The organism is Kurthia sp. Dielmo, from assembly GCF_000307285.2.
GTDB lineage: Bacteria > Bacillota > Bacilli > Bacillales_A > Planococcaceae > Kurthia > Kurthia populi.
On the sequence record NZ_HE578956.1, the window covers coordinates 326,439 to 344,744 of the forward strand.

18 protein-coding genes and 1 other annotated feature are annotated in these 18,306 nt (G+C 39.8%); of the genes, 12 read left to right on the top strand and 6 right to left on the bottom strand.

Annotation, left to right across the window (positions count from 1 at the left end; translation table 11 throughout):
- Window positions 1-198: 198 nt before the first annotated feature.
- Window positions 199-2,346, top strand: a complete 2,148-nt coding sequence (locus KTHG_RS01955) for an ATP-dependent Clp protease ATP-binding subunit (RefSeq protein ID WP_020189238.1) — start codon at window positions 199-201, stop codon at window positions 2,344-2,346.
- 77 nt (window positions 2,347-2,423) lie between these two features.
- Entirely contained in the window at window positions 2,424-3,158 is a 735-nt protein-coding gene (locus KTHG_RS01960) for a glycerophosphodiester phosphodiesterase family protein (protein WP_020189239.1), read from the top strand.
- A 77-nt stretch (window positions 3,159-3,235) separates the two neighbouring features.
- On the opposite strand, the gene KTHG_RS01965 is transcribed toward KTHG_RS01960, so the two are convergent.
- Window positions 3,236-3,433, bottom strand: a complete 198-nt coding sequence (locus KTHG_RS01965) for a YjzD family protein (RefSeq protein WP_020189240.1) — start codon at window positions 3,431-3,433, stop codon at window positions 3,236-3,238.
- A 192-nt stretch (window positions 3,434-3,625) separates the two neighbouring features.
- Here KTHG_RS01965 and KTHG_RS01970 point away from each other — a divergent pair, with 192 nt between their 5' ends.
- Window positions 3,626-4,564: a beta-ketoacyl-ACP synthase III gene (locus KTHG_RS01970; RefSeq protein WP_020189241.1), complete on the top strand. Its 939-nt coding sequence runs from the start codon at window positions 3,626-3,628 to the stop codon at window positions 4,562-4,564.
- A gap of 19 nt (window positions 4,565-4,583) precedes the next feature.
- Window positions 4,584-5,825 (top strand): beta-ketoacyl-ACP synthase II, encoded by a 1,242-nt coding sequence (gene fabF / locus KTHG_RS01975; protein ID WP_044527251.1) that lies wholly within the window; start codon window positions 4,584-4,586, stop codon window positions 5,823-5,825.
- A 96-nt stretch (window positions 5,826-5,921) separates the two neighbouring features.
- On the opposite strand, the gene trpS is transcribed toward fabF, so the two are convergent.
- Complete coding sequence (gene trpS, locus KTHG_RS01980; RefSeq protein WP_020189243.1) at window positions 5,922-6,929, bottom strand: tryptophan--tRNA ligase; 1,008 nt, start codon at window positions 6,927-6,929, stop codon at window positions 5,922-5,924.
- A gap of 43 nt (window positions 6,930-6,972) precedes the next feature.
- Window positions 6,973-7,188 (bottom strand) — a binding site (T-box leader).
- 460 nt (window positions 7,189-7,648) lie between these two features.
- Between trpS and spxA the strand changes: the two genes are divergently transcribed.
- The 4 genes from spxA to pepF all read left to right on the top strand — a co-directional run bounded on the left by spxA (window position 7,649) and on the right by pepF (window position 11,874).
- Window positions 7,649-8,044, top strand: a complete 396-nt coding sequence (spxA, locus tag KTHG_RS01985; protein ID WP_044527252.1) for a transcriptional regulator SpxA — start codon at window positions 7,649-7,651, stop codon at window positions 8,042-8,044.
- Between the two features lie 180 nt (window positions 8,045-8,224).
- Window positions 8,225-8,881: an adaptor protein MecA gene (mecA, locus tag KTHG_RS01990; protein WP_020189245.1), complete on the top strand. Its 657-nt coding sequence runs from the start codon at window positions 8,225-8,227 to the stop codon at window positions 8,879-8,881.
- A gap of 95 nt (window positions 8,882-8,976) precedes the next feature.
- Window positions 8,977-10,005 carry a competence protein CoiA gene (locus KTHG_RS01995; protein WP_020189246.1) on the top strand — a complete coding sequence of 343 codons (1,029 nt, stop codon included), beginning with the start codon at window positions 8,977-8,979 and terminating at the stop codon, window positions 10,003-10,005.
- A 54-nt stretch (window positions 10,006-10,059) separates the two neighbouring features.
- Window positions 10,060-11,874: an oligoendopeptidase F gene (pepF, locus tag KTHG_RS02000; RefSeq protein WP_126991041.1), complete on the top strand. Its 1,815-nt coding sequence runs from the start codon at window positions 10,060-10,062 to the stop codon at window positions 11,872-11,874.
- A gap of 580 nt (window positions 11,875-12,454) precedes the next feature.
- Here the strand turns inward: pepF and KTHG_RS02005 are convergent.
- From KTHG_RS02005 to KTHG_RS02020, 4 genes are all read right to left on the bottom strand, one after another.
- Complete coding sequence (locus tag KTHG_RS02005; RefSeq protein WP_020189248.1) at window positions 12,455-13,270, bottom strand: DsbA family protein; 816 nt, start codon at window positions 13,268-13,270, stop codon at window positions 12,455-12,457.
- Between the two features lie 3 nt (window positions 13,271-13,273).
- The gene (locus KTHG_RS02010; RefSeq protein WP_020189249.1) at window positions 13,274-13,669 is read right to left on the bottom strand and encodes a globin domain-containing protein; all 396 of its coding nucleotides are present in this window, start codon (window positions 13,667-13,669) and stop codon (window positions 13,274-13,276) included.
- Between the two features lie 159 nt (window positions 13,670-13,828).
- On the bottom strand, window positions 13,829-14,656 hold the full coding sequence (locus KTHG_RS22035) for a lytic transglycosylase domain-containing protein (RefSeq protein WP_020189250.1): 828 nt from the start codon (window positions 14,654-14,656) through the stop codon (window positions 13,829-13,831).
- A 3-nt stretch (window positions 14,657-14,659) separates the two neighbouring features.
- Window positions 14,660-15,253: a CYTH domain-containing protein gene (locus KTHG_RS02020; protein ID WP_020189251.1), complete on the bottom strand. Its 594-nt coding sequence runs from the start codon at window positions 15,251-15,253 to the stop codon at window positions 14,660-14,662.
- Window positions 15,254-15,394: 141 nt separating this feature from the next.
- Between KTHG_RS02020 and KTHG_RS02025 the strand changes: the two genes are divergently transcribed.
- From KTHG_RS02025 to KTHG_RS02040, 4 genes are read left to right on the top strand one after another with little or no spacing between them, the layout of a single operon-like run.
- Window positions 15,395-15,778 carry a UPF0738 family protein gene (locus KTHG_RS02025; RefSeq protein WP_020189252.1) on the top strand — a complete coding sequence of 128 codons (384 nt, stop codon included), beginning with the start codon at window positions 15,395-15,397 and terminating at the stop codon, window positions 15,776-15,778.
- Window positions 15,779-15,796: 18 nt separating this feature from the next.
- Window positions 15,797-16,477, top strand: a complete 681-nt coding sequence (gene yjbM, locus KTHG_RS02030) for a GTP diphosphokinase (RefSeq protein ID WP_020189253.1) — start codon at window positions 15,797-15,799, stop codon at window positions 16,475-16,477.
- Entirely contained in the window at window positions 16,474-17,280 is an 807-nt protein-coding gene (locus KTHG_RS02035; protein WP_020189254.1) for an NAD kinase, read from the top strand. Before yjbM ends, KTHG_RS02035 begins: the two co-directional genes overlap by 4 nt.
- Before the next feature lie 2 nt (window positions 17,281-17,282).
- Window positions 17,283-18,176: an RluA family pseudouridine synthase gene (locus KTHG_RS02040; RefSeq protein WP_020189255.1), complete on the top strand. Its 894-nt coding sequence runs from the start codon at window positions 17,283-17,285 to the stop codon at window positions 18,174-18,176.
- The last annotated feature ends 130 nt before the right edge of the window (window positions 18,177-18,306 follow it).

Genomic DNA, 18,306 nt, shown 5'->3' on the forward strand with positions numbered 1-18,306 from the left:
TCGCAAAATAGGGAATAGAAAAGTGAAACCAAATGCCTGCAAAGCCGTAGAATAAGAAAGAAAGAAAAAGTCAAAAAAGGTCAAACATATCAGTTGAATTATGAAGCAAACGAGACTATAATGAAATTAATCAAAAAGGTCAAAGAAGGTCAAACTATTCTTTGACGAACTACATCCGATGAAGGAGTGGGACTCGATATGCAAATGAAAATGAACAATGAACAAGATAAAAATCCGTTAGAAACATATGGACGTAACTTAAATGAAACGGTTAAAGAAGGGAAGCTAGATCCGGTCATTGGCCGAGACGAAGAAATTCGTAATGTCATCCGTATCCTTTCTCGTAAAACGAAAAATAACCCCGTATTAATTGGCGAGCCTGGTGTTGGTAAAACAGCCATCGTCGAAGGGCTTGCACAGCGTATTGTGAAAGGTGACGTACCGGAAGGCTTAAAAGACCATGAAATTTATGAGCTTGATATGAGCGCATTAATTGCGGGTGCGAGCTACCGTGGTCAATTTGAGGAACGTTTACAAGGCGTGTTAAAACAAGTGAAGGAAGCGGAAGGACGCATCATTTTATTCATTGATGAAATCCATACGATTGTTGGCGCCGGTAAAACAGAGGGTTCAATGGATGCTGGTAATATGCTAAAACCAATGCTCGCACGTGGTGAACTTCACTGTATCGGTGCAACAACGCTAGATGAGTACCGTACAAATATTGAAAAAGACCCAGCACTTGAACGTCGCTTCCAACAAGTGCTTGTACGCGAGCCATCTGTTGAAGATACGATTTCAATTTTACGTGGCTTAAAAGAACGCTTTGAGCTCCATCATGCGGTGAAAATTCATGACCGTGCCATCGTAGCAGCTGCTGAATTATCAAATCGCTATTTAACAGAGCGCTTCTTACCCGATAAAGCGATTGATTTAATTGACGAGGCATGTGCGATGATTCGTACGGAAATCGATTCGATGCCACAAGAGCTAGATGAAGTGACACGTCGTCAAATGCAGCTTGAAATTGAAGAGCAAGCATTAATGAAAGAAACGGATGCGGCTTCTGAAAAACGCTTGAAAAATTTACGTGAGGAATTACAGCAATTAAAAGATTCTTCTGCGTCAATGAAAACTCAGTGGGACAACGAAAAACATGCCTTGCAAGAAATTCAGGCGAAACGTGAGCTTTTAGACCAAAAACGGAATGAACTTGAAAAAGCGGAATCAGAGTATGATTTAAATAAAGCCGCTGTATTGCGTCATGGTGAAATTCCACAATTGAAAAAAGAATTAGAAGAATTAGAGCAAAAATTAACAGAAACAGGCGACACACGCTTACTTCGTGAAGACGTGACATCAGATGAAATCGCGGCCATTGTATCGCGCTGGACAGGTGTACCGGTAACGAAAATGCTTCAAAGTGAACGCGAAAAATTACTCGCACTTGGTGATACGTTACACAAACGTGTCGTTGGGCAAGATGATGCAGTGAAGTTAGTAACAGAAGCAGTATGGCGTGCACGTGCAGGAATCCAAGATCCGAATAAACCAATTGGCTCATTCCTCTTCTTAGGTCCAACAGGTGTCGGTAAAACAGAGCTTGCGAAAGCATTAGCTGAGCAATTATTCGATTCAGAGGACCATTTTGTCCGTATTGATATGAGTGAATACATGGAAAAACATAGCGTTTCTCGTTTAGTCGGAGCACCTCCAGGCTATATCGGCTATGAAGAAGGCGGTCAATTAACCGAGCAAATTCGTCGCAATCCATATGCGGTTGTGTTACTTGATGAAATCGAAAAAGCTCATCCAGATGTGGCTAACATTTTACTACAAATTTTAGATGATGGCCGCATTACAGATGGTCAGGGACGTACGGTCAACTTCACAAATACAGTGGTTATTATGACATCGAACTTAGGCTCACATTATTTACTTGAAATGAATGACTCAAATGAACATGCAACTGAAGACTTAGTGATGGCTGAATTGAAACGTCATTTCAAACCAGAGCTATTAAACCGTCTTGATGATATCGTGATGTTTCATTCATTATCAGGCGAGCATTTTGTGAAAATTGCTGACAAATATTTGAATTCATTACGTAAACGTTTAGCTTCTCAAGAAATAAATCTAGTGATTGAGCCAGAAGTGTTAGATTGGATTGCGAGTGAAGGGGTGGACCCAGCATTTGGTGCACGTCCATTACGCCGCTTTATCCAACGTCATGTTGAAACGGTTGTCGCACGTGAATTGTTACGTGGCGATACATTACCTGGTGCAACATTAACGGTTTACTTGGATAACGGTGAAGCGAATATTCGCGTTGACAATGTAGCATAATAATCTATTGAGAGAACTGTAAAAGCATACAGTTCTCTTTTTTTCGTGCTACACTAAATGAAAAAAGGGGGCAGACGATGACGAAAATTTTTGCTCATCGTGGATTTCGCGCGATGTATCCAGAAAATACATTATTAAGTTTTCAAAAGGCATTTGAGTTAGGGGTCGATGGCATTGAACTTGATGTTCATATGACGCGTGATGGTGAGTTAGTCGTCATTCATGATGAATCGCTGAAGCGAACGACTGGGGTAGACGGAGAAGTGATTGATTATACGTATGCGGAACTTAAAAAATTTCGTGCAGCCGCGGCTTTTCGTGAGCATAAAAATTATGACGGCACATGGGAGGCGGAGCGCATTCCGACGCTTCGACAAGTCTTAACGCTTCATCAAAAGTATCCGCAAGTAATCGTGAATATTGAGCTGAAAACAAATGTTTACACATATGATGGCATTGAACAGAAGGTACTGGCATTAGTTGATGAGCTAAAGACGCCACACGTCATTTACTCATCGTTTCATTTGCCGACAATTTTACGCATTCGTGACATAACACCAGCCGCAAAAATTGCTTGGCTAATCGAGGATGACATTGCGCTTCTAGCTGATTATAAGCGCCATTTCCAATTGGATGCGCTCCATATTAGTAAAAAGCTCGTATTAAAATATCAAGAACAATGGCAAGATTTATTGCCAACATTACGTGTCTGGACGGTCAATGATGCCGCACAGATCGAAGAATTTCTCGCGTTAGGCGTCGATACCATTATGACCGATACGCCAGATGTGGCATTAGCGCTACGACAATAAAAAAGGACGGATTCGCTATGATGGCGGGTCCGTCCTTTTTAAAAGTAAAAAGCCTCGACAAATGTCGAGACTTCTGATTAGTGGTCTTCGCGACCGATTGCTTTTGGCGATTCGCTTGGAATTACGGCATCAATGATGATTAATAATACAGCGAATACTAATGACATGATTAAGCCTTGGTTCCAGTCTGGAGTACCTTGGTTGATTGCGCTAACTACGTAGTTCAATACAGATACTAAGATGACTGACCAGATTACTAAGAAAATGTATCTCATGATTTTGTTTTCACCTCTAAGTTACTATTCTATCTGTCTTATCATACCATAACTACATTAAGCATTGAAATACTGTTTTTGAATAAATAAAGGCGATTTTCCATTGTTCGTATTTCTATAGTTGCAATTTTTAGTCTTATTATCTATAATTATGACCAGATACTAATATTTGATTATAAAGGTGGTTACGTTATGAACGCAGGGTTTATTGGTGTAGGGCGTTATGTACCAGAAAAAGTCGTGACGAACTTTGACTTAGAAAAAATCGTTGATACAAATGATGAATGGATTCGTACACGTACAGGCATTGAAGAACGCCGTATTGCGGGCGATGATGTGGATACGTCAGATATGGCCTACGAGGCAGCAAAACAAGCAATTGACCATGCGGGGATTTCTCCAGAGCAAATTGGCTTGATTTTAGTTGCGACGGTAACGCCAGATCAGCCTTTCCCATCTGTGGCATGTATGTTACAAGATAAATTGGGTGCCACAAATGCAGCAGCAATGGATATTTCAGCGGCATGTGCTGGTTTCATGTATGGGGCTATCACAGCACAACAATTTATCGCAACAAATACATATGATTATGTGTTAGTGATAGGTGTGGAGAAACTATCAAAAATCACAGACTGGTCAGACCGTAATACAGCTGTCTTATTCGGTGATGGTGCTTGTGCTGCTGTAATGGGCAAAGTATCAGAAGGCCGCGGGATTTTATCATTTGATTTAGGCGCAAAAGGTGCTGGCGGTAAATATTTATATGAAGATGAAAACAAGCATATCATTATGAATGGTCGCGAAGTCTTCAAGTTTGCAGTACGTCAAATGGGTGAATCTGCTCTGAAGGTTGTTGAGCAAGCAGGCTTACAAAAAGAAGATGTTGATTTATTAATTCCACACCAAGCGAATATTCGCATTATGAACTCAGCACGTGAACGCCTAGGCTTACCAGAAGAAAAAATGTCATCTGTTATTGCGAAATATGGGAATACATCAGCGGCTTCCATTGGTAATGCTTTAGTTGAAGAATTAGAAAATGGTAAAATTAAAGACGATGATTTACTTGTTTTAGTAGGTTTCGGTGGCGGCCTAACATGGGGCGCAATCGCACTAAGATGGGGGAAATAATATGAAAGTGGGGAACGAAATGACGAAGAAGCGCGTAGTAATTACAGGAATGGGTGCAATTACACCGGTAGGTAATAATGTAGCAGATAGCTGGAATGCAGTGAAAAATGGTCAATCAGGTGTGGGACCACTTACACGTATTGATGCAGATAAATTTAACGCAAAAGTAGCGGCACAAGTAAAAGATTTTGATATTGAACAATATATTTCAAAAAAAGATGCGCGTAAAATGGACCGCTTTACACATTATGCGATTGCCGCAGCAAAAGAAGCAGTAGACGATGCAGCACTTGAAATCAATGATGATAATGCAGCAGATATCGGCGTATGGCTAGGCTCAGGTATTGGCGGTATGGAAACATTCGAACAACAATACAAAAACCTAACTGAAAAAGGGCCACGTCGTGTGAGTCCATTCTTCGTACCAATGATGATTCCGGATATGGCAGCAGGACAAGTATCGATTTTACTAGGTGCGAAAGGCATTAACACATGTACTGTAACTGCTTGTGCAACAGGGACTAACTCCATTGGTGATGCCTTCAAAGTTATCCAGCGTGGTGATGCTGTTGCGATGATTACAGGTGGTACAGAAGCGCCAATTACCGAACTAGCGGTTGCGGGCTTCTGCTCAAATACAGCGTTATCGACAAATCCGGACCCACAAACAGCAAGCCGTCCATTTGATAAAGACCGCGATGGCTTCGTTATCGCAGAGGGTGCAGGTGTCGTTGTCCTTGAAGAGCTTGAACATGCGCTGGCACGTGGTGCAAAAATTTATGCAGAAGTTGTTGGTTACGGTGCATCAGGGGATGCTTACCATATTACAGCACCTGCACAAGATGGTAGTGGCGCAATGCGTTCAATGCAACAAGCATTGAAAGATGCAGGCGTTGAGCCTTCAGCAGTTGATTATATTAACGCACATGGTACAAGTACATATTATAATGATATGCTTGAAACATTAGCGATTAACAATGTCTTTGGTGACCACGCGAAAAAATTAGCGGTTAGCTCAACAAAATCAATGACAGGTCATATGCTTGGCGCAGCTGGCGGTATTGAAGCCATTTTCTCTGCATTAGCCATTAAAGAAAGCATCGTGCCTCCAACAATTAACCTTGTGAACCAAGCGGAAGAATGCGATCTTGATTACGTGCCAAACGAAGCGCGTGAAATGAACGTAGACTATGCACTAAGCAATTCATTTGGTTTTGGTGGACATAATGCCACATTATTATTTAAAAAATACGAAGCGTAAGCGACTTCTTATTATCAACTCGTCATCTCTTGGTGACGAGTTTTTTTGCGTAAAAAAAAGGCTACGAAATTTTCGTAGCCTCTTTTGAATGGTCTATTAGTGACGGCTGCCGCGGCCTAAGCCCATAGCATCTTCCATTCGTTGGATCGTTGCATTTGCGATGGCATTGGCTTTTTCAGCGCCTTCATCTAAAATACGGTCTAATTCTTCTGAATCGATTAATTCATTGTAACGCGCTTGAATCGGTGCTAAATGATCGATGACCACTTGTGCGACGCCGGCTTTAAAATCACCGTAGCCTTTACCGTCATATTTAGCGACAACGTCTTCTGTTGAGCTATTTGTTAATGCTGCTTCGATATCGATTAAGTTTGATACGCCTGGTTTATTTTCTTTGTCATAGCGTACGATACCTTCAGAATCTGTTACAGCTGATTTAATTTTCTTTTCGATTTGTTTTGGTGTATCTAATAAACGAATTGTCGCTTTTGCATTCGCATCTGATTTAGACATTTTCTTCGTAGGGTCTTGTAATGATTTAATACGACGACCTGCTTTAGATAATGCGATATCGGGAATTTTGAATGTTTTTTTATAACGTTTGTTGAATCGTTCCGCTATATCGCGTGTTAATTCGATATGTTGTTTTTGATCATCACCGACTGGTACGATGTCTGTATTATATAGAAGAATATCGCCAGCCATTAATGGTGGGTATGTTAAAAGTGCTGCTAAAACAGTTTCGTTTGTACCAGCGGCTTTTGCTGATTTATCTTTAAATTGTGTCATGCGCTCTAATTCACCAATAGAAGTAACACATTGTAGCATCCAGCCGGCTTGCGCATGTGCTGGAACTTCTGATTGGATGAATAAAATCGATTTCTCTGGATCAATACCAACAGCAATATACATTGCTGCTAAGCTACGAATGTTTGAACGAAGCTCTTTCGGGTCTTGTTGAATCGTAATTGCATGTTGGTCGACGATACAGTAGATTGCATCGCCCTGATCTTGAAGCTCTGGGAATTGTTTGATTGCGCCAATATAGTTACCTAATGTGATGACGCCTGTTGGTTGTACACCTGAAAAAATACGTTTTGCCATTGTGGTTTCCTCCTCAAAATAAAAAAACATCATGCTCCCTATCAATAGGGACGAATGATGTTTAAAATCCGCGGTACCACCCAAGCTTGTCGATAAATCGACCACTCTACCTCTTAACGCGAGGAACGAACTTAGGTACTTATTCATTTCACTAAGTTAACTCGGAAGTCCATTCTATACAATGCATAATCTGTTTACACCAACCACAGACTCTCTAGGTATGCTCATTATATATACTACTCTTCGTCTTCGTCTTCATATGTCAGCGTTGTGCTGTAGAGCCATTATAATACAGCTTTTTTTAAATTACAACATGTAGATAGTTCAGTCCTTTGACGGATTAATTTTTTAAATTCATTCGGTACAATAAGAAAAATGAAACCAAAATGATGGTCTAAACGTATAATAGAAAGAGTAAAATAAATTACTTATTTTCATTGATAGTAATCTAATTGAGAATGAAGAATCTTTAAAATTAGGTTTAAAGGCTTACTAACTAGGGAACATTAGTAAGGTAGATTATTTTTATTTCAACTAAAAAATGGTAAAAAGAAACTTTTTTTACTAAAATGTAGCTTTAGAAAATGATTATAAAATAATTTAAAATATCCTATATTCAAAGTAATGAAGTTGTTGTATAATGAAGTTAGACCTCTTTATTAGAGTCATTCTAATTTAATAATTCGGTTACACATTTTGAAAGGATGTGTTTGAACATGATGGTAACATTATTTACATCACCAAGTTGTACTTCATGTCGTAAAGCAAAAGCATGGTTAGAAGAACATGAAATTCCATATACAGAACGTAATATTTTCGCAGAACCACTAAGCATTAGTGAAATCAAAGAGATTTTACGTATGACAGAAGATGGCACCGATGAAATCATTTCAACGCGCTCAAAAATCTTCCAAAAATTAAATGTTGATTTAGAAACATTGCCTCTAAATAAACTGTACGAATTAATTCAAGAAAATCCAGGACTATTACGTCGTCCGATTATTTTAGATGAAAAACGTTTACAAGTTGGCTATAACGAAGATGAAATTCGTCGTTTCTTACCTCGTAAAGTACGTGCTTATCAATTACAAGAAGCACAAAAAATGGTCAACTAAGCGTATTTAAACATGCAGCTAGGAGAAACAGCTCCTAGCTGCTTTTTCTTTAAAAGGTGCTTTGAAACTTTTTCTTTTCTTTTTTAAGGAAAAGGAATTACAATAGTAGTAGCTATACTTCGAAAGCAGATATTTGATGCAACATCTTCTTATAGAAGTAACCGAAAGGAGTTGTGTAATATGGATATTGAACGTATTAACGAAAACACACTGAAACTTTTCATTTCTTATACAGACATTGAAGAGCGAGGTTTTACGAAGGATGAAATCTGGTATAACCGCGATAAAGGTGAGGAACTCTTTTGGGTTATGATGGATGAGATTAGTGAAGAAGATCAATTTGAAATTGATGGCCCACTTTGGATTCAAGTTGTGGCAAAGGAAATCGGCCTTGAGCTGACAGTCACAACAGCGAAGCTTACACAAGAGGGCTTAGAAGACTTACCATTTGGCCCAGGAAAATTACCACCTGGCTTACCAGGCTTGTTTGATTTAGATCAACAAAATGCAAAAGAGCTAGATAACTTCTTGGAAGAAAATTTTGGCGATTCAACATTTGAGTTTGTGTTTGAATTAAAAGATTTCGATGATTTAATTCATCTATCTGAGCGCTTAGAGCACACAGAGGACGTCGACAATCGGTTATTTGAACAAGACGGCAAATATTATCTATATATCCACTTCGATGAAGAAGGGGACAAGGATGATCGTTTAGACTTCTTAAGCGTCGTAACAGAGTGCGCGAAAGAAGCGAATACGACTATCCATGTACTAGAAGAATATGCGAACGTTATTATTGCAGCAGATGCCTTTAATACGGTGCGTAAATATTTCTAATAAAAAAGAAGCTTTGGACAAATTACAGTCCTAAGGCTTCTTTTTTTATTGCATTTCAATAACCAATTTTTTACAATTATGAAGAGGTGATGCTTATGTTAGTTGCCTATGATGAAAAACGACAATTCATCATACTAGATACGACAATGAATCGCGAGCAGTTACGACAAGCACGTAAAACACAACATTATTATTGCCCCGCATGTCATCAAGCACTACAACTTAAAATCGGTACGAAAAACACCCCTCATTTCGCTCATCACAAGCAAAGTGCCTGCAGTCATTATTTTTCAGAAAATGAGACGACCACGCATATTGCGGGCAAGCAGCAACTGTATGATTTCTTTTCACAACTTGGTGCCCCGCAATTAGAAGCCTATCTTCCACAAATCCAACAGCGTCCAGACATTTTATATGAGCGCACAGCAATTGAATTCCAATATAGTCGATTGACGCATGAACGCTTTTTAGAGCGCAACGCCGGCTATGCCTCTATCAATCTCACGCCACTTTGGCTACCTTATAGTCCATCAAAGGAAAACGGCTTAGCCATCGTCTCCTTATCCCACGATATTCAAAAATATCGCCACAATGACACCTTACTCACTTATAATCCCAATACTGAACAATTCATTTATTATAGTGCGCTTATTAGTATGACTGCGACACAATTTTTGGTCAAAATTACCGTTTTGCCAAAGCAACATCAGACGTGGCCATTTCGCACGCCGCGACTGCTGACACGGGATGAATTTGAGCTGTTTATGCAGCTATGGTATGAGCAGCGGCGTAAATTAATTCAGCATTATATGCGTTATCGTAGAGGTACGCAGGATATGTTACTACGTTTTGTTTATGAACGCCGTCTTGCTTTGCTTGCGCTCCCAGAGGCAATCGGGGTCCCAACAGATTTTGATGTTGAAGTGCAGCCTGCTATCGACTGGCAAATCATTTATTATTATGATTATTTTCCGCAAGGCGTCGAGGAATTTTTGGCTCATCATGATGTACCAAAAGTAAAAGTAGAAGCCTATGAGCAGTTCCTGCAACAGCTTCAGAAACAAAAAGCATCGCAAAATGAGCTGTTGTATAGTCAATTCATTGCATTTAAGGGGTATAATTGAGAAAATATAGCTAACTAAATTTATTTAGGAATGCGAAATAATAGGAGGGCTTTTATTATGACAGAAACGAAGAAAATTCCTACGCGTGACGAGGTGCCGGTTGAAAAAACATGGCGTCTTGAAGATATTTTTGCGACGGATGATGCGTGGGATGCAGAGTATAAAGAAGTTGAAGCATTAAGTGACAAAGCGAGCGACTTTCAAGGTACATTAAAAGACGGTGCAGAGGCAATGCTTGCGGCATTTAACTACCGCGATGAACTATATGCACGATTAAGCCGCCTATATGCGTATTCTCATATGCGTTACGATCAAGATACAACAAATAGCTTCTACCAAGCGATGGATAGCCGCGGTAAAACATTATTAGCGAAAGCGTCAACAAGCATCGCATATTTAACACCTGAAATTTTAGCATTAGACGAGTCGGTAGTAGATGGCTACTTAGCAGAAAATGAAGCGCTTCGTTTATATAAAGTAGAACTTGATGAATTAAAAGCACAGCGTCCGCATGTTTTACCAGCGGAGCAAGAAGCGTTACTTGCACAAATGAGTGAAGTAACAGGTGCTTCTGCCAATACATTTGGTATGTTAAATAATGCCGATTTAGAGTTCCCGGTAATTGAAGATGAAAACGGTGAGAAAGTACAATTAACGCATGGCAACTACATTCAATTCCTTGATAGTGATGACCGCGCAACACGCGAACGTGGCTTCCGTGCAATGTACGAAACATATGGCAAATTTTTAAATACATTTGCGACAACATTAACAGGGAACGTGAAGCGTCATAATGTCTCTGCACGTATTCGTAAATATGATTCTGCACGTCATTCAGCGCTTAGCAACAACCAAATTCCTGAAAAAGTGTATGATCAATTGTTAGATACCGTACACAAAAACTTACCGCTTCTTCATAAATACATCGGCCTGCGCAAAAAAGTTTTAGACGTCGATGAGCTGCATATGTGGGATATTTACACACCACTTGTGAAGGAAGCAAAATTTGAGCTTACGTATGAAGATGCGACACAAACAATGGTGAAGGCACTTGGTACAATGGGTGAGGAATATACAGCCATCTTAAAGAAAGCATTAGAAGATCGCTGGGTTGACGTAGTTGAAACAAAAGGGAAACGTAGCGGGGCTTATTCTTCAGGCACATACGGCACAAACCCTTATATTTTAATGAATTGGCAAAACAACTTGGACAATCTTTACACATTAGTGCATGAGTTTGGGCATAGTGTGCATAGCTACTTCACACGTAATAATCAACCATTCGTCTATGGTGATTATTCCATCTTCGTAGCAGAAGTTGCCTCTACATGTAACGAAGAATTATTAACAGAGTATTTACTACAAACAGTGGAAGATGAAAAACTTCGCATTTATGTATTAAATCACTGGTTAGAAGGCGTTCGTAGCACGATTATTCGCCAAGCAATGTTTGCGGAGTTTGAGCATGTTATTCATGAAATGGATGCACGCGGAGAAGCGTTAACAGCTGAATCGATGACAACAGTTTATTATGAATTAAATAAACAATACTTCGGTGACGATATGGTAGTAGACGAAGAAATCGGCCGCGAATGGGCACGAATCCCTCACTTCTATTACAACTACTATGTTTACCAATATGCGACTGGTAAATCCGCGGCAATTGCTCTTAGTAAACAAATTCTTGAAGAAGGTCAACCAGCTGTCGAGCGTTATATTAATAACTTCTTAAAAGCAGGTTGCTCAGATACACCAATTAATGTTTTACGTGCAGCAGGTGTTGATATGGAATCAGCAGCGCCAATTCAAGCAGCATTTGATTTATTTGAAGAACGTTTAGCAGAATTAGAAAAATTATTACTAAAATAATCGTTTCCTAACGTAACGAAAACACGTGCTAACTTTTTTAGGTGGCACGTGTTTTTTGGTTAGAAAACACATGAAATAGCATGAAGTTATGCCGAAGCTTAGTGTTTACTCGCTATCCATTCATTTAAATTAGCAGAAATCTAGCTAAGGTGTTTAATAAAAATAACATAGGAGAATATAACAGTGTGACGATTTAAGTCCTATGAAAATTAGTTAAAATAAAGAACAGGAAAATTGTGAAAATTAACTTATTGACAATTTTATGTATAACTTCCTCTTATATTAAATATGAATGATTTATAGCAGTAATGATTGGATAATGTCCATGTAATGTAAACGGTTTCTTTGTGTCTGAATTATGAACATGCCTTAAAAACGTTGCTATAACAAGGATTCCATGCTAAAGTAATAGACGTGAAATAAATCACAACAAACATACACCCCTTTGTTTGAACGTGAACATTTCTCCCATCCCCTTTGTGAAAATGAGTGTCTCTCGTAGAGTCACTCATTTTATTTTTTAGTAAAAAATCGCTATAAAATATAAAAAAACCTCGAGAGCTTTGTCTCTCGAGGTTTTTTATTTGAGTTGCCACAGTGACATACTATCACAGGCAAGGCGTGAAATCTTTTGCTGTAGCATACGTTTTTTTAGTTCGCGCTCAGCCAGTTTTTCAGGAATATTATAAATCGCTGCTACTTCTTCAGTAGATAATGTTTGATACTGTTTAAATAAAATTTCTAGTTCTGGAGGATTCGTTGGAATTAATTGTTCGTCCACCATTTCCTCTAAAATATGCTCATACACTTCAAAGTCATAAGAGCCAGATACTTTTAATCCTTCATCTTCAATATTTTCATTGAAAAAGACAAAACTAGGCACTTCATTTACTTCCATTTCACGCGTCACACATAAATCACTTTGGAATGCGCGTGTTGCTTCCATCGAACGGAAGTCGGACTTAAACTCCATCATATCTAAACGACATTGTTCAGCAATTTCATTTAATGTGGAACAAGAGCAGACATTTTTTGCATTGATCATCGCATATTCCTGTAGTTTCATTAAGAAACGATAGCCTGCTTTTTTTCCTTGTAATTCGGCTGCTTTCACAGCAATTGACGGCAAGACAGGATGTGAAACATCGATTAAGTCAGAATCTGATGGAGAGCTATTAAGTTGTTGGCAAGCAGTATTCAACGATGCAAGCTCCGTGCTTAAAATAAAACGGAGTGTAAAATAATGACCGTAGCGCACTTGTAAGCGACGGATTGTCGATTGTAAGTGCCAGCTGCCAGGATGTAATAAGTCCACAAATACATAAAGTTCGATTGGTTTATTAAAGGAAGTAGTTGATGGTGCTACTTGCTCAGTCACAAATTGTACATTTGCCACGATTTATACCTCCTCGTTTGGATCCTCAGCGTTGATCATATGGTGTGCAGTTAAAACAAGACGCTTGTAGTAGATTTCGCGGAATTTACCGTCTAAACCTACCTCGTCCATTGCCTCATACATGCATTCAAGCCATGCCTGTGCGCGTTCAGGTGTAATTTCGAAATTCATGTGACGTGCGCGCATCATTGGATGTCCGTGTTCTTCAGTATATATATTAGGCCCACCTAAGTATTGTGTTTGAAATTGTTTTTGCTTGCGGGCAGTTTCTGTTAAATCATCAGGGAATATTGGCTTTAGCTTTGGATTTTTCGCTACTTTCGAATAAAAAGAATCGATTAAATCCGAAAGCTTTTCGGCACCAATCTCCTCATATGGAATAATCGGTTTTTGAATCATATGGGATGCTCCTTTGCTTTAGCTGTAATTCTATTTTATCAACAGGTACATAATTTCTCAAACAAATGGTATTTTCTATAAAACATAGACAATTGCTTGTTGATGGAAAATAAGAAAAAACGAAGGAAAAGAACCGATAAGGTAGCTTTTCCTTCGTTTTTAAGCGTTGTAATTTGTCATGATTTTTGAGACGTAGTTTTGTGTTTCATTGAATGGAGGGATACCACCATACTTTGAAACATTACCCGGGCCGGCATTGTAGCCAGCGAGCATCAGCTCATAGCTACCAAATTTATCATACATTTGTTTTAAGTATTTTGTGCCAGCCATAATGTTTTGTTCTGCATCACGTGTATTCGTTACGCCAAGATACTGTGCTGTCGCGGGCATTAATTGCATTAGACCTGCTGCGCCAACAGAGCTTGTCGCGTTTGTATTGAAATTCGACTCTTGTTTAATAACCGCTTTAATCATTTTCTCAGGAATTCCGTATGTAAGGGAAGCCTTTTGAATGATAGCATCGTATTGCGTTGTAGGGCCTGTAGATGTTGATGCAACGGAATCGGTCGTTGACGGTGTCGTTGCTTGTGTAGCTACAGAATTCGTAGCTGTGGCTTGAACGCTAGCAGGTGTATAGGCAGCGGTTGAGCCGTTATACAGTGCAGCGGTTGAGCCTAGCACGTTAGCAAGTGACGATAAATCAATGCCGGACTGCTGTGCGGTCGTTGCGAAATGATTTGCTGCTGATAATAATTGCGTTAATGCGGTAGTAACATCGCCTGTTTGTGATGCAGTATTACTAAGGCTACTTGTTAGCCCAAGTGACTGTGATGTATTGCGTGATGAAGTTATTCCAAGCGCCTGGCTAAGGAGTGCAGAAAAGTCCGTTGTATTCGTTGATGACGTGTCAGATGAACTTCCGTAAGCACTACCAACTGATTGTAGGGCCTGAGCTTGAATCAGTGATTGAATGGCAGAAACGTCCAAAGATTAAATCCCTCTCTTTCGATTCATTGCATCGACGAAGCGCGCAACTTTCTTTTGTGCGTGACGTGTTGCAATGCCGTATTCTTTTAGCAGCTCGGTAAAAATTACTTTACCAGCTGCTTCATCGGTTACTTCATACTCAAGCTCATAATCTTCTGTATCAGCATAAATTGAGTGATCGAGTACGAGTAACCCACCTTTATAGTTTATTTCGGCACGAGTTGTTGAAAGTGTACCTAGAAGTTGTAAATTTTCTTCATTCACACTACGTTCTGCAAGTCGTTCATGGACTTCTTTTGCATCGATGACGGCATTACCCGCTAGCACTGCACGGACGTGAGCTTCAGCTAATAAATCGGTAGTCTCTAATAAGCCGATACCACCAGCAGGCTCTTTTAATGTACATTCAAAGCGGTCTGCCACCTCACGAATACGCAAGCCACATTTTTGATTGCGTAAGGCAAAATCTGCCGTATCAAAATAATGATTAGCCTGTGTATGAAAATTTTCCTTTGTTAATTGAAAAGCGTTTTTCAATGCTTCAAATTCCTCTTTTGTTAGCATATTTTTAAATTCAATTTCTAATTCCTTTGACATTTCACATCATCCTCTCGTTAAAAATTAATTATACGTTCTTTTTCAAATTTGGAAAATGCCAAAACCCACTCTTTCTTGTGAAAAAGGCCTTTAGAATATGGTAAAATAAATTAGGATATTCATGGAAGGGAAGATAGGCATTTGCGTAATTTATTAAAGGCTGCGTCTGCAGCAACAGAAAACTCAGTTGTACACTTTAACTTAAACACATTGCCACAAGGACAGCTGACTCCAGCTGGACAAATGATTACAGATTCAGATAATATGACATTCATTTATTTAATGGATGATGGTGAAGGCTATAGCTATGTATTATTTGACGAAGACGTGTGGCCTCAACTCGTCGAAGTATTAGCTTCAGATGAAGACCCTATCTTATCGTGGGGAACTCAACAAGCTGTTCTGACAAATTTCCGAGATGAATTAGAAGGATTAGTATACAATATTGAAGGCAACTCGAATTATGGCGAAGCTTTTTCACATGCTGTTGAGGAAGCCTTTGCGAGCATTTTAAGCGAGGCCTAAGAATTAGGGGGACTTGTCATGGGACAATGGGATCGGTTTTTACAGCCCTATAAACAAGCCGTTGATGAGTTAAAGATTAAGCTAAAAGGTATTCGTACACAGTTTCAGCGTAATAACGAAACGTCACCAATCGAGTTCGTAACGGGACGCGTGAAACCACTAGCGAGTATTTACGATAAAACGTTATCGAAGGGCTTGGTGTTTGAGCCATCAGAACGATTAGCACATGAGCTGCAAGACATTGCGGGCGTTCGTGTAATGTGTCAGTTTGTCGATGATATTCCGACTGTACTGGAGTTACTGCGTCAGCGTCACGATTTAAAAATCGTTGAAGAAAAAGATTATATTACGAATGCTAAGCCGAGTGGTTATCGCTCGTATCATATTGTAGTCGAGTACCCAGTGGCGACGATTCAGGGGGAAATGATTATTTTAGCAGAAATTCAAATTCGTACATTGTCGATGAATTTCTGGGCATCTATTGAGCATTCATTAAACTATAAATATAAGGGCGTTTTTCCATCGGAGATTTCCGAACGTCTACAAAGTGCTGCTGAAGCGGCTTTTCGCCTCGATGAAGAGATGTCGCAAATTCGCGACGAAATTCATGAAGCACAAGCCTATTTTACAGAATACAAGGAGGCCTCTAAGCCAGTTGTTCGTGGCGAGAGTGGTCAGGATAAGGGGGAAAATGTATGAAGTTTGCCGTACAATCACGCAATGATCCACAATCAAATGAGTTAATGGAGCGAGCGATTGGTTATTTAACCGATTTTGGCTTAGAACTAGATGAAGAAAAACCAGATATCGTGCTATCCATCGGGGGTGATGGCACGCTATTACACGCGTTCCACCGCTATACGCATATGTTGTCAGAAGTTGCGTTTGTCGGCATTCATACAGGGCACCTAGGCTTTTATGCGGATTGGCAGCCAAATGATATTGAGAAGCTTGTTATTTCAATCGCAAAAGGTGAATACCGCATTAGCGAGTATCCATTACTTGAAGTAACGGTGAATTACCGTGACTCAGAAGAAAGTTTTACGTATTTAGCGTTAAATGAATCAACGGTTAAATCATCAGAAGTAACTCTTGTGATGGACGTTGTTTTAAATGGACGTCGCTTTGAACGCTTCCGTGGTGATGGTTTATGTGTATCAACGCCATCTGGCAGTACGGCGTATAATAAGGCACTTGGTGGGGCGATTTTGCATCCATCTCTTGAGGCATTACAACTAACAGAAATGGCCTCAATTAATAATCGTGTATTCCGTACAGTCGGCTCGTCACTTGTATTGCCATCACATCATCATTGCCTATTAAAGCCCGTTAAAGCGGAAGATTTCATGGTAACCGTTGACCACGTGCAATTGCTACATAAAAATGTGAAATCCATCGAGTATCGTGTCGCAAAAGAAAAAGTTCGTTTTGCGCGCTACAAGGCATTTCCATTCTGGCAACGTGTACATGATTCATTTATCGACAGTGATTTAAAGGACTAATTATGGATAACCGATATACGATTACATTTACAGTAAAAGAACCAGTCTTACTAAGAAGTGCACTGCAGGGATATGGCATTTCAAAAAAAGCATTAACAGCGATTAAATTTCATGGTGGCGAAATAACTGTGAATGGTCAGGAGCAAAACGTGCGCTATCGTTTAGAGGCGAACGATACGGTTGTTGTAAAGTTTCCTCGCGAGGAGCTGAGTGAAGGCTTAGTGCCTCAACAAGGTGATTTAGACATCATTTATGAAGATAATGAACTGTTAATTTTAAATAAAGCACCTTATCAAAGTACGATTCCATCACATGTGCATTTAGAGGGTAGTACGGCGGCGATTGTCGCGGGCTACTTCAAAGCGCAAAATATTCCTTCAACTGTACATGTTGTCAACCGGCTAGATCGTGATACATCGGGTCTGATGTGTGTTGCAAAGCATCGTCATATTCATCATGTAATGAGCGCACAACAGCAGGCACATGAGATTTTTCGTGAGTATGAGGCGATTGTACACGGGCACGTCACAGAAGATGAGGCCTCTATTATTGCGCCAATTGGTCGTGTAGAGAATAGCATCATTGAACGAACGGTACGCGAGGATGGGCAGCATGCGCATACCGATTACCGCGTGTTACGTCGTTTCGTGCATGAAGGTGAGCCGATGACGCATGTCCGCCTACGCCTACATACCGGACGTACACATCAAATCCGTGTGCATATGAAGCATATCGGTCATCCGCTTGTTGGCGATGACTTATATGGAGGTAAGCGAGATGCGATACCTCGCCAGGCGCTTCATTGTGTATGTTTACACTTAAAGCATCCCTTAACAAAGCAATCACTCGAATGGCATACAACATTGCCAGCAGATATGCAGTCATTATTAGTATAGAAATGAAAGAGGCCGTTTATACGTGCCTCTTTTTTGTGTGGAAATCCAAAAACACGTATTTTTAGGGAGTTAACAAACGAGGAGGAAAATGTTAGTATTAGCTTTGTTCAAAGAAACGTGTTATTCGAAA

Excerpts from the sequence above, each read along its gene's own strand:
- KTHG_RS01955 (WP_020189238.1), top strand. The coding sequence starts at position 199 with ATGCAAATGAAAATGAACAATGAACAAGATAAAAATCCGTTAGAAACA.
- KTHG_RS01960 (WP_020189239.1), top strand. The coding sequence starts at position 2,424 with ATGACGAAAATTTTTGCTCATCGTGGATTTCGCGCGATGTATCCAGAA.
- KTHG_RS01965 (WP_020189240.1), bottom strand. The coding sequence starts at position 3,433 with ATGAGATACATTTTCTTAGTAATCTGGTCAGTCATCTTAGTATCTGTA.
- KTHG_RS01970 (WP_020189241.1), top strand. The coding sequence starts at position 3,626 with ATGAACGCAGGGTTTATTGGTGTAGGGCGTTATGTACCAGAAAAAGTC.
- fabF (WP_044527251.1), top strand. The coding sequence starts at position 4,584 with ATGACGAAGAAGCGCGTAGTAATTACAGGAATGGGTGCAATTACACCG.
- trpS (WP_020189243.1), bottom strand. The coding sequence starts at position 6,929 with ATGGCAAAACGTATTTTTTCAGGTGTACAACCAACAGGCGTCATCACA.
- spxA (WP_044527252.1), top strand. The coding sequence starts at position 7,649 with ATGGTAACATTATTTACATCACCAAGTTGTACTTCATGTCGTAAAGCA.
- mecA (WP_020189245.1), top strand. The coding sequence starts at position 8,225 with ATGGATATTGAACGTATTAACGAAAACACACTGAAACTTTTCATTTCT.
- KTHG_RS01995 (WP_020189246.1), top strand. The coding sequence starts at position 8,977 with ATGTTAGTTGCCTATGATGAAAAACGACAATTCATCATACTAGATACG.
- KTHG_RS02010 (WP_020189249.1), bottom strand. The coding sequence starts at position 13,669 with ATGATTCAAAAACCGATTATTCCATATGAGGAGATTGGTGCCGAAAAG.
- KTHG_RS02020 (WP_020189251.1), bottom strand. The coding sequence starts at position 15,253 with ATGTCAAAGGAATTAGAAATTGAATTTAAAAATATGCTAACAAAAGAG.
- yjbM (WP_020189253.1), top strand. The coding sequence starts at position 15,797 with ATGGGACAATGGGATCGGTTTTTACAGCCCTATAAACAAGCCGTTGAT.
- KTHG_RS02035 (WP_020189254.1), top strand. The coding sequence starts at position 16,474 with ATGAAGTTTGCCGTACAATCACGCAATGATCCACAATCAAATGAGTTA.
- KTHG_RS02040 (WP_020189255.1), top strand. The coding sequence starts at position 17,283 with ATGGATAACCGATATACGATTACATTTACAGTAAAAGAACCAGTCTTA.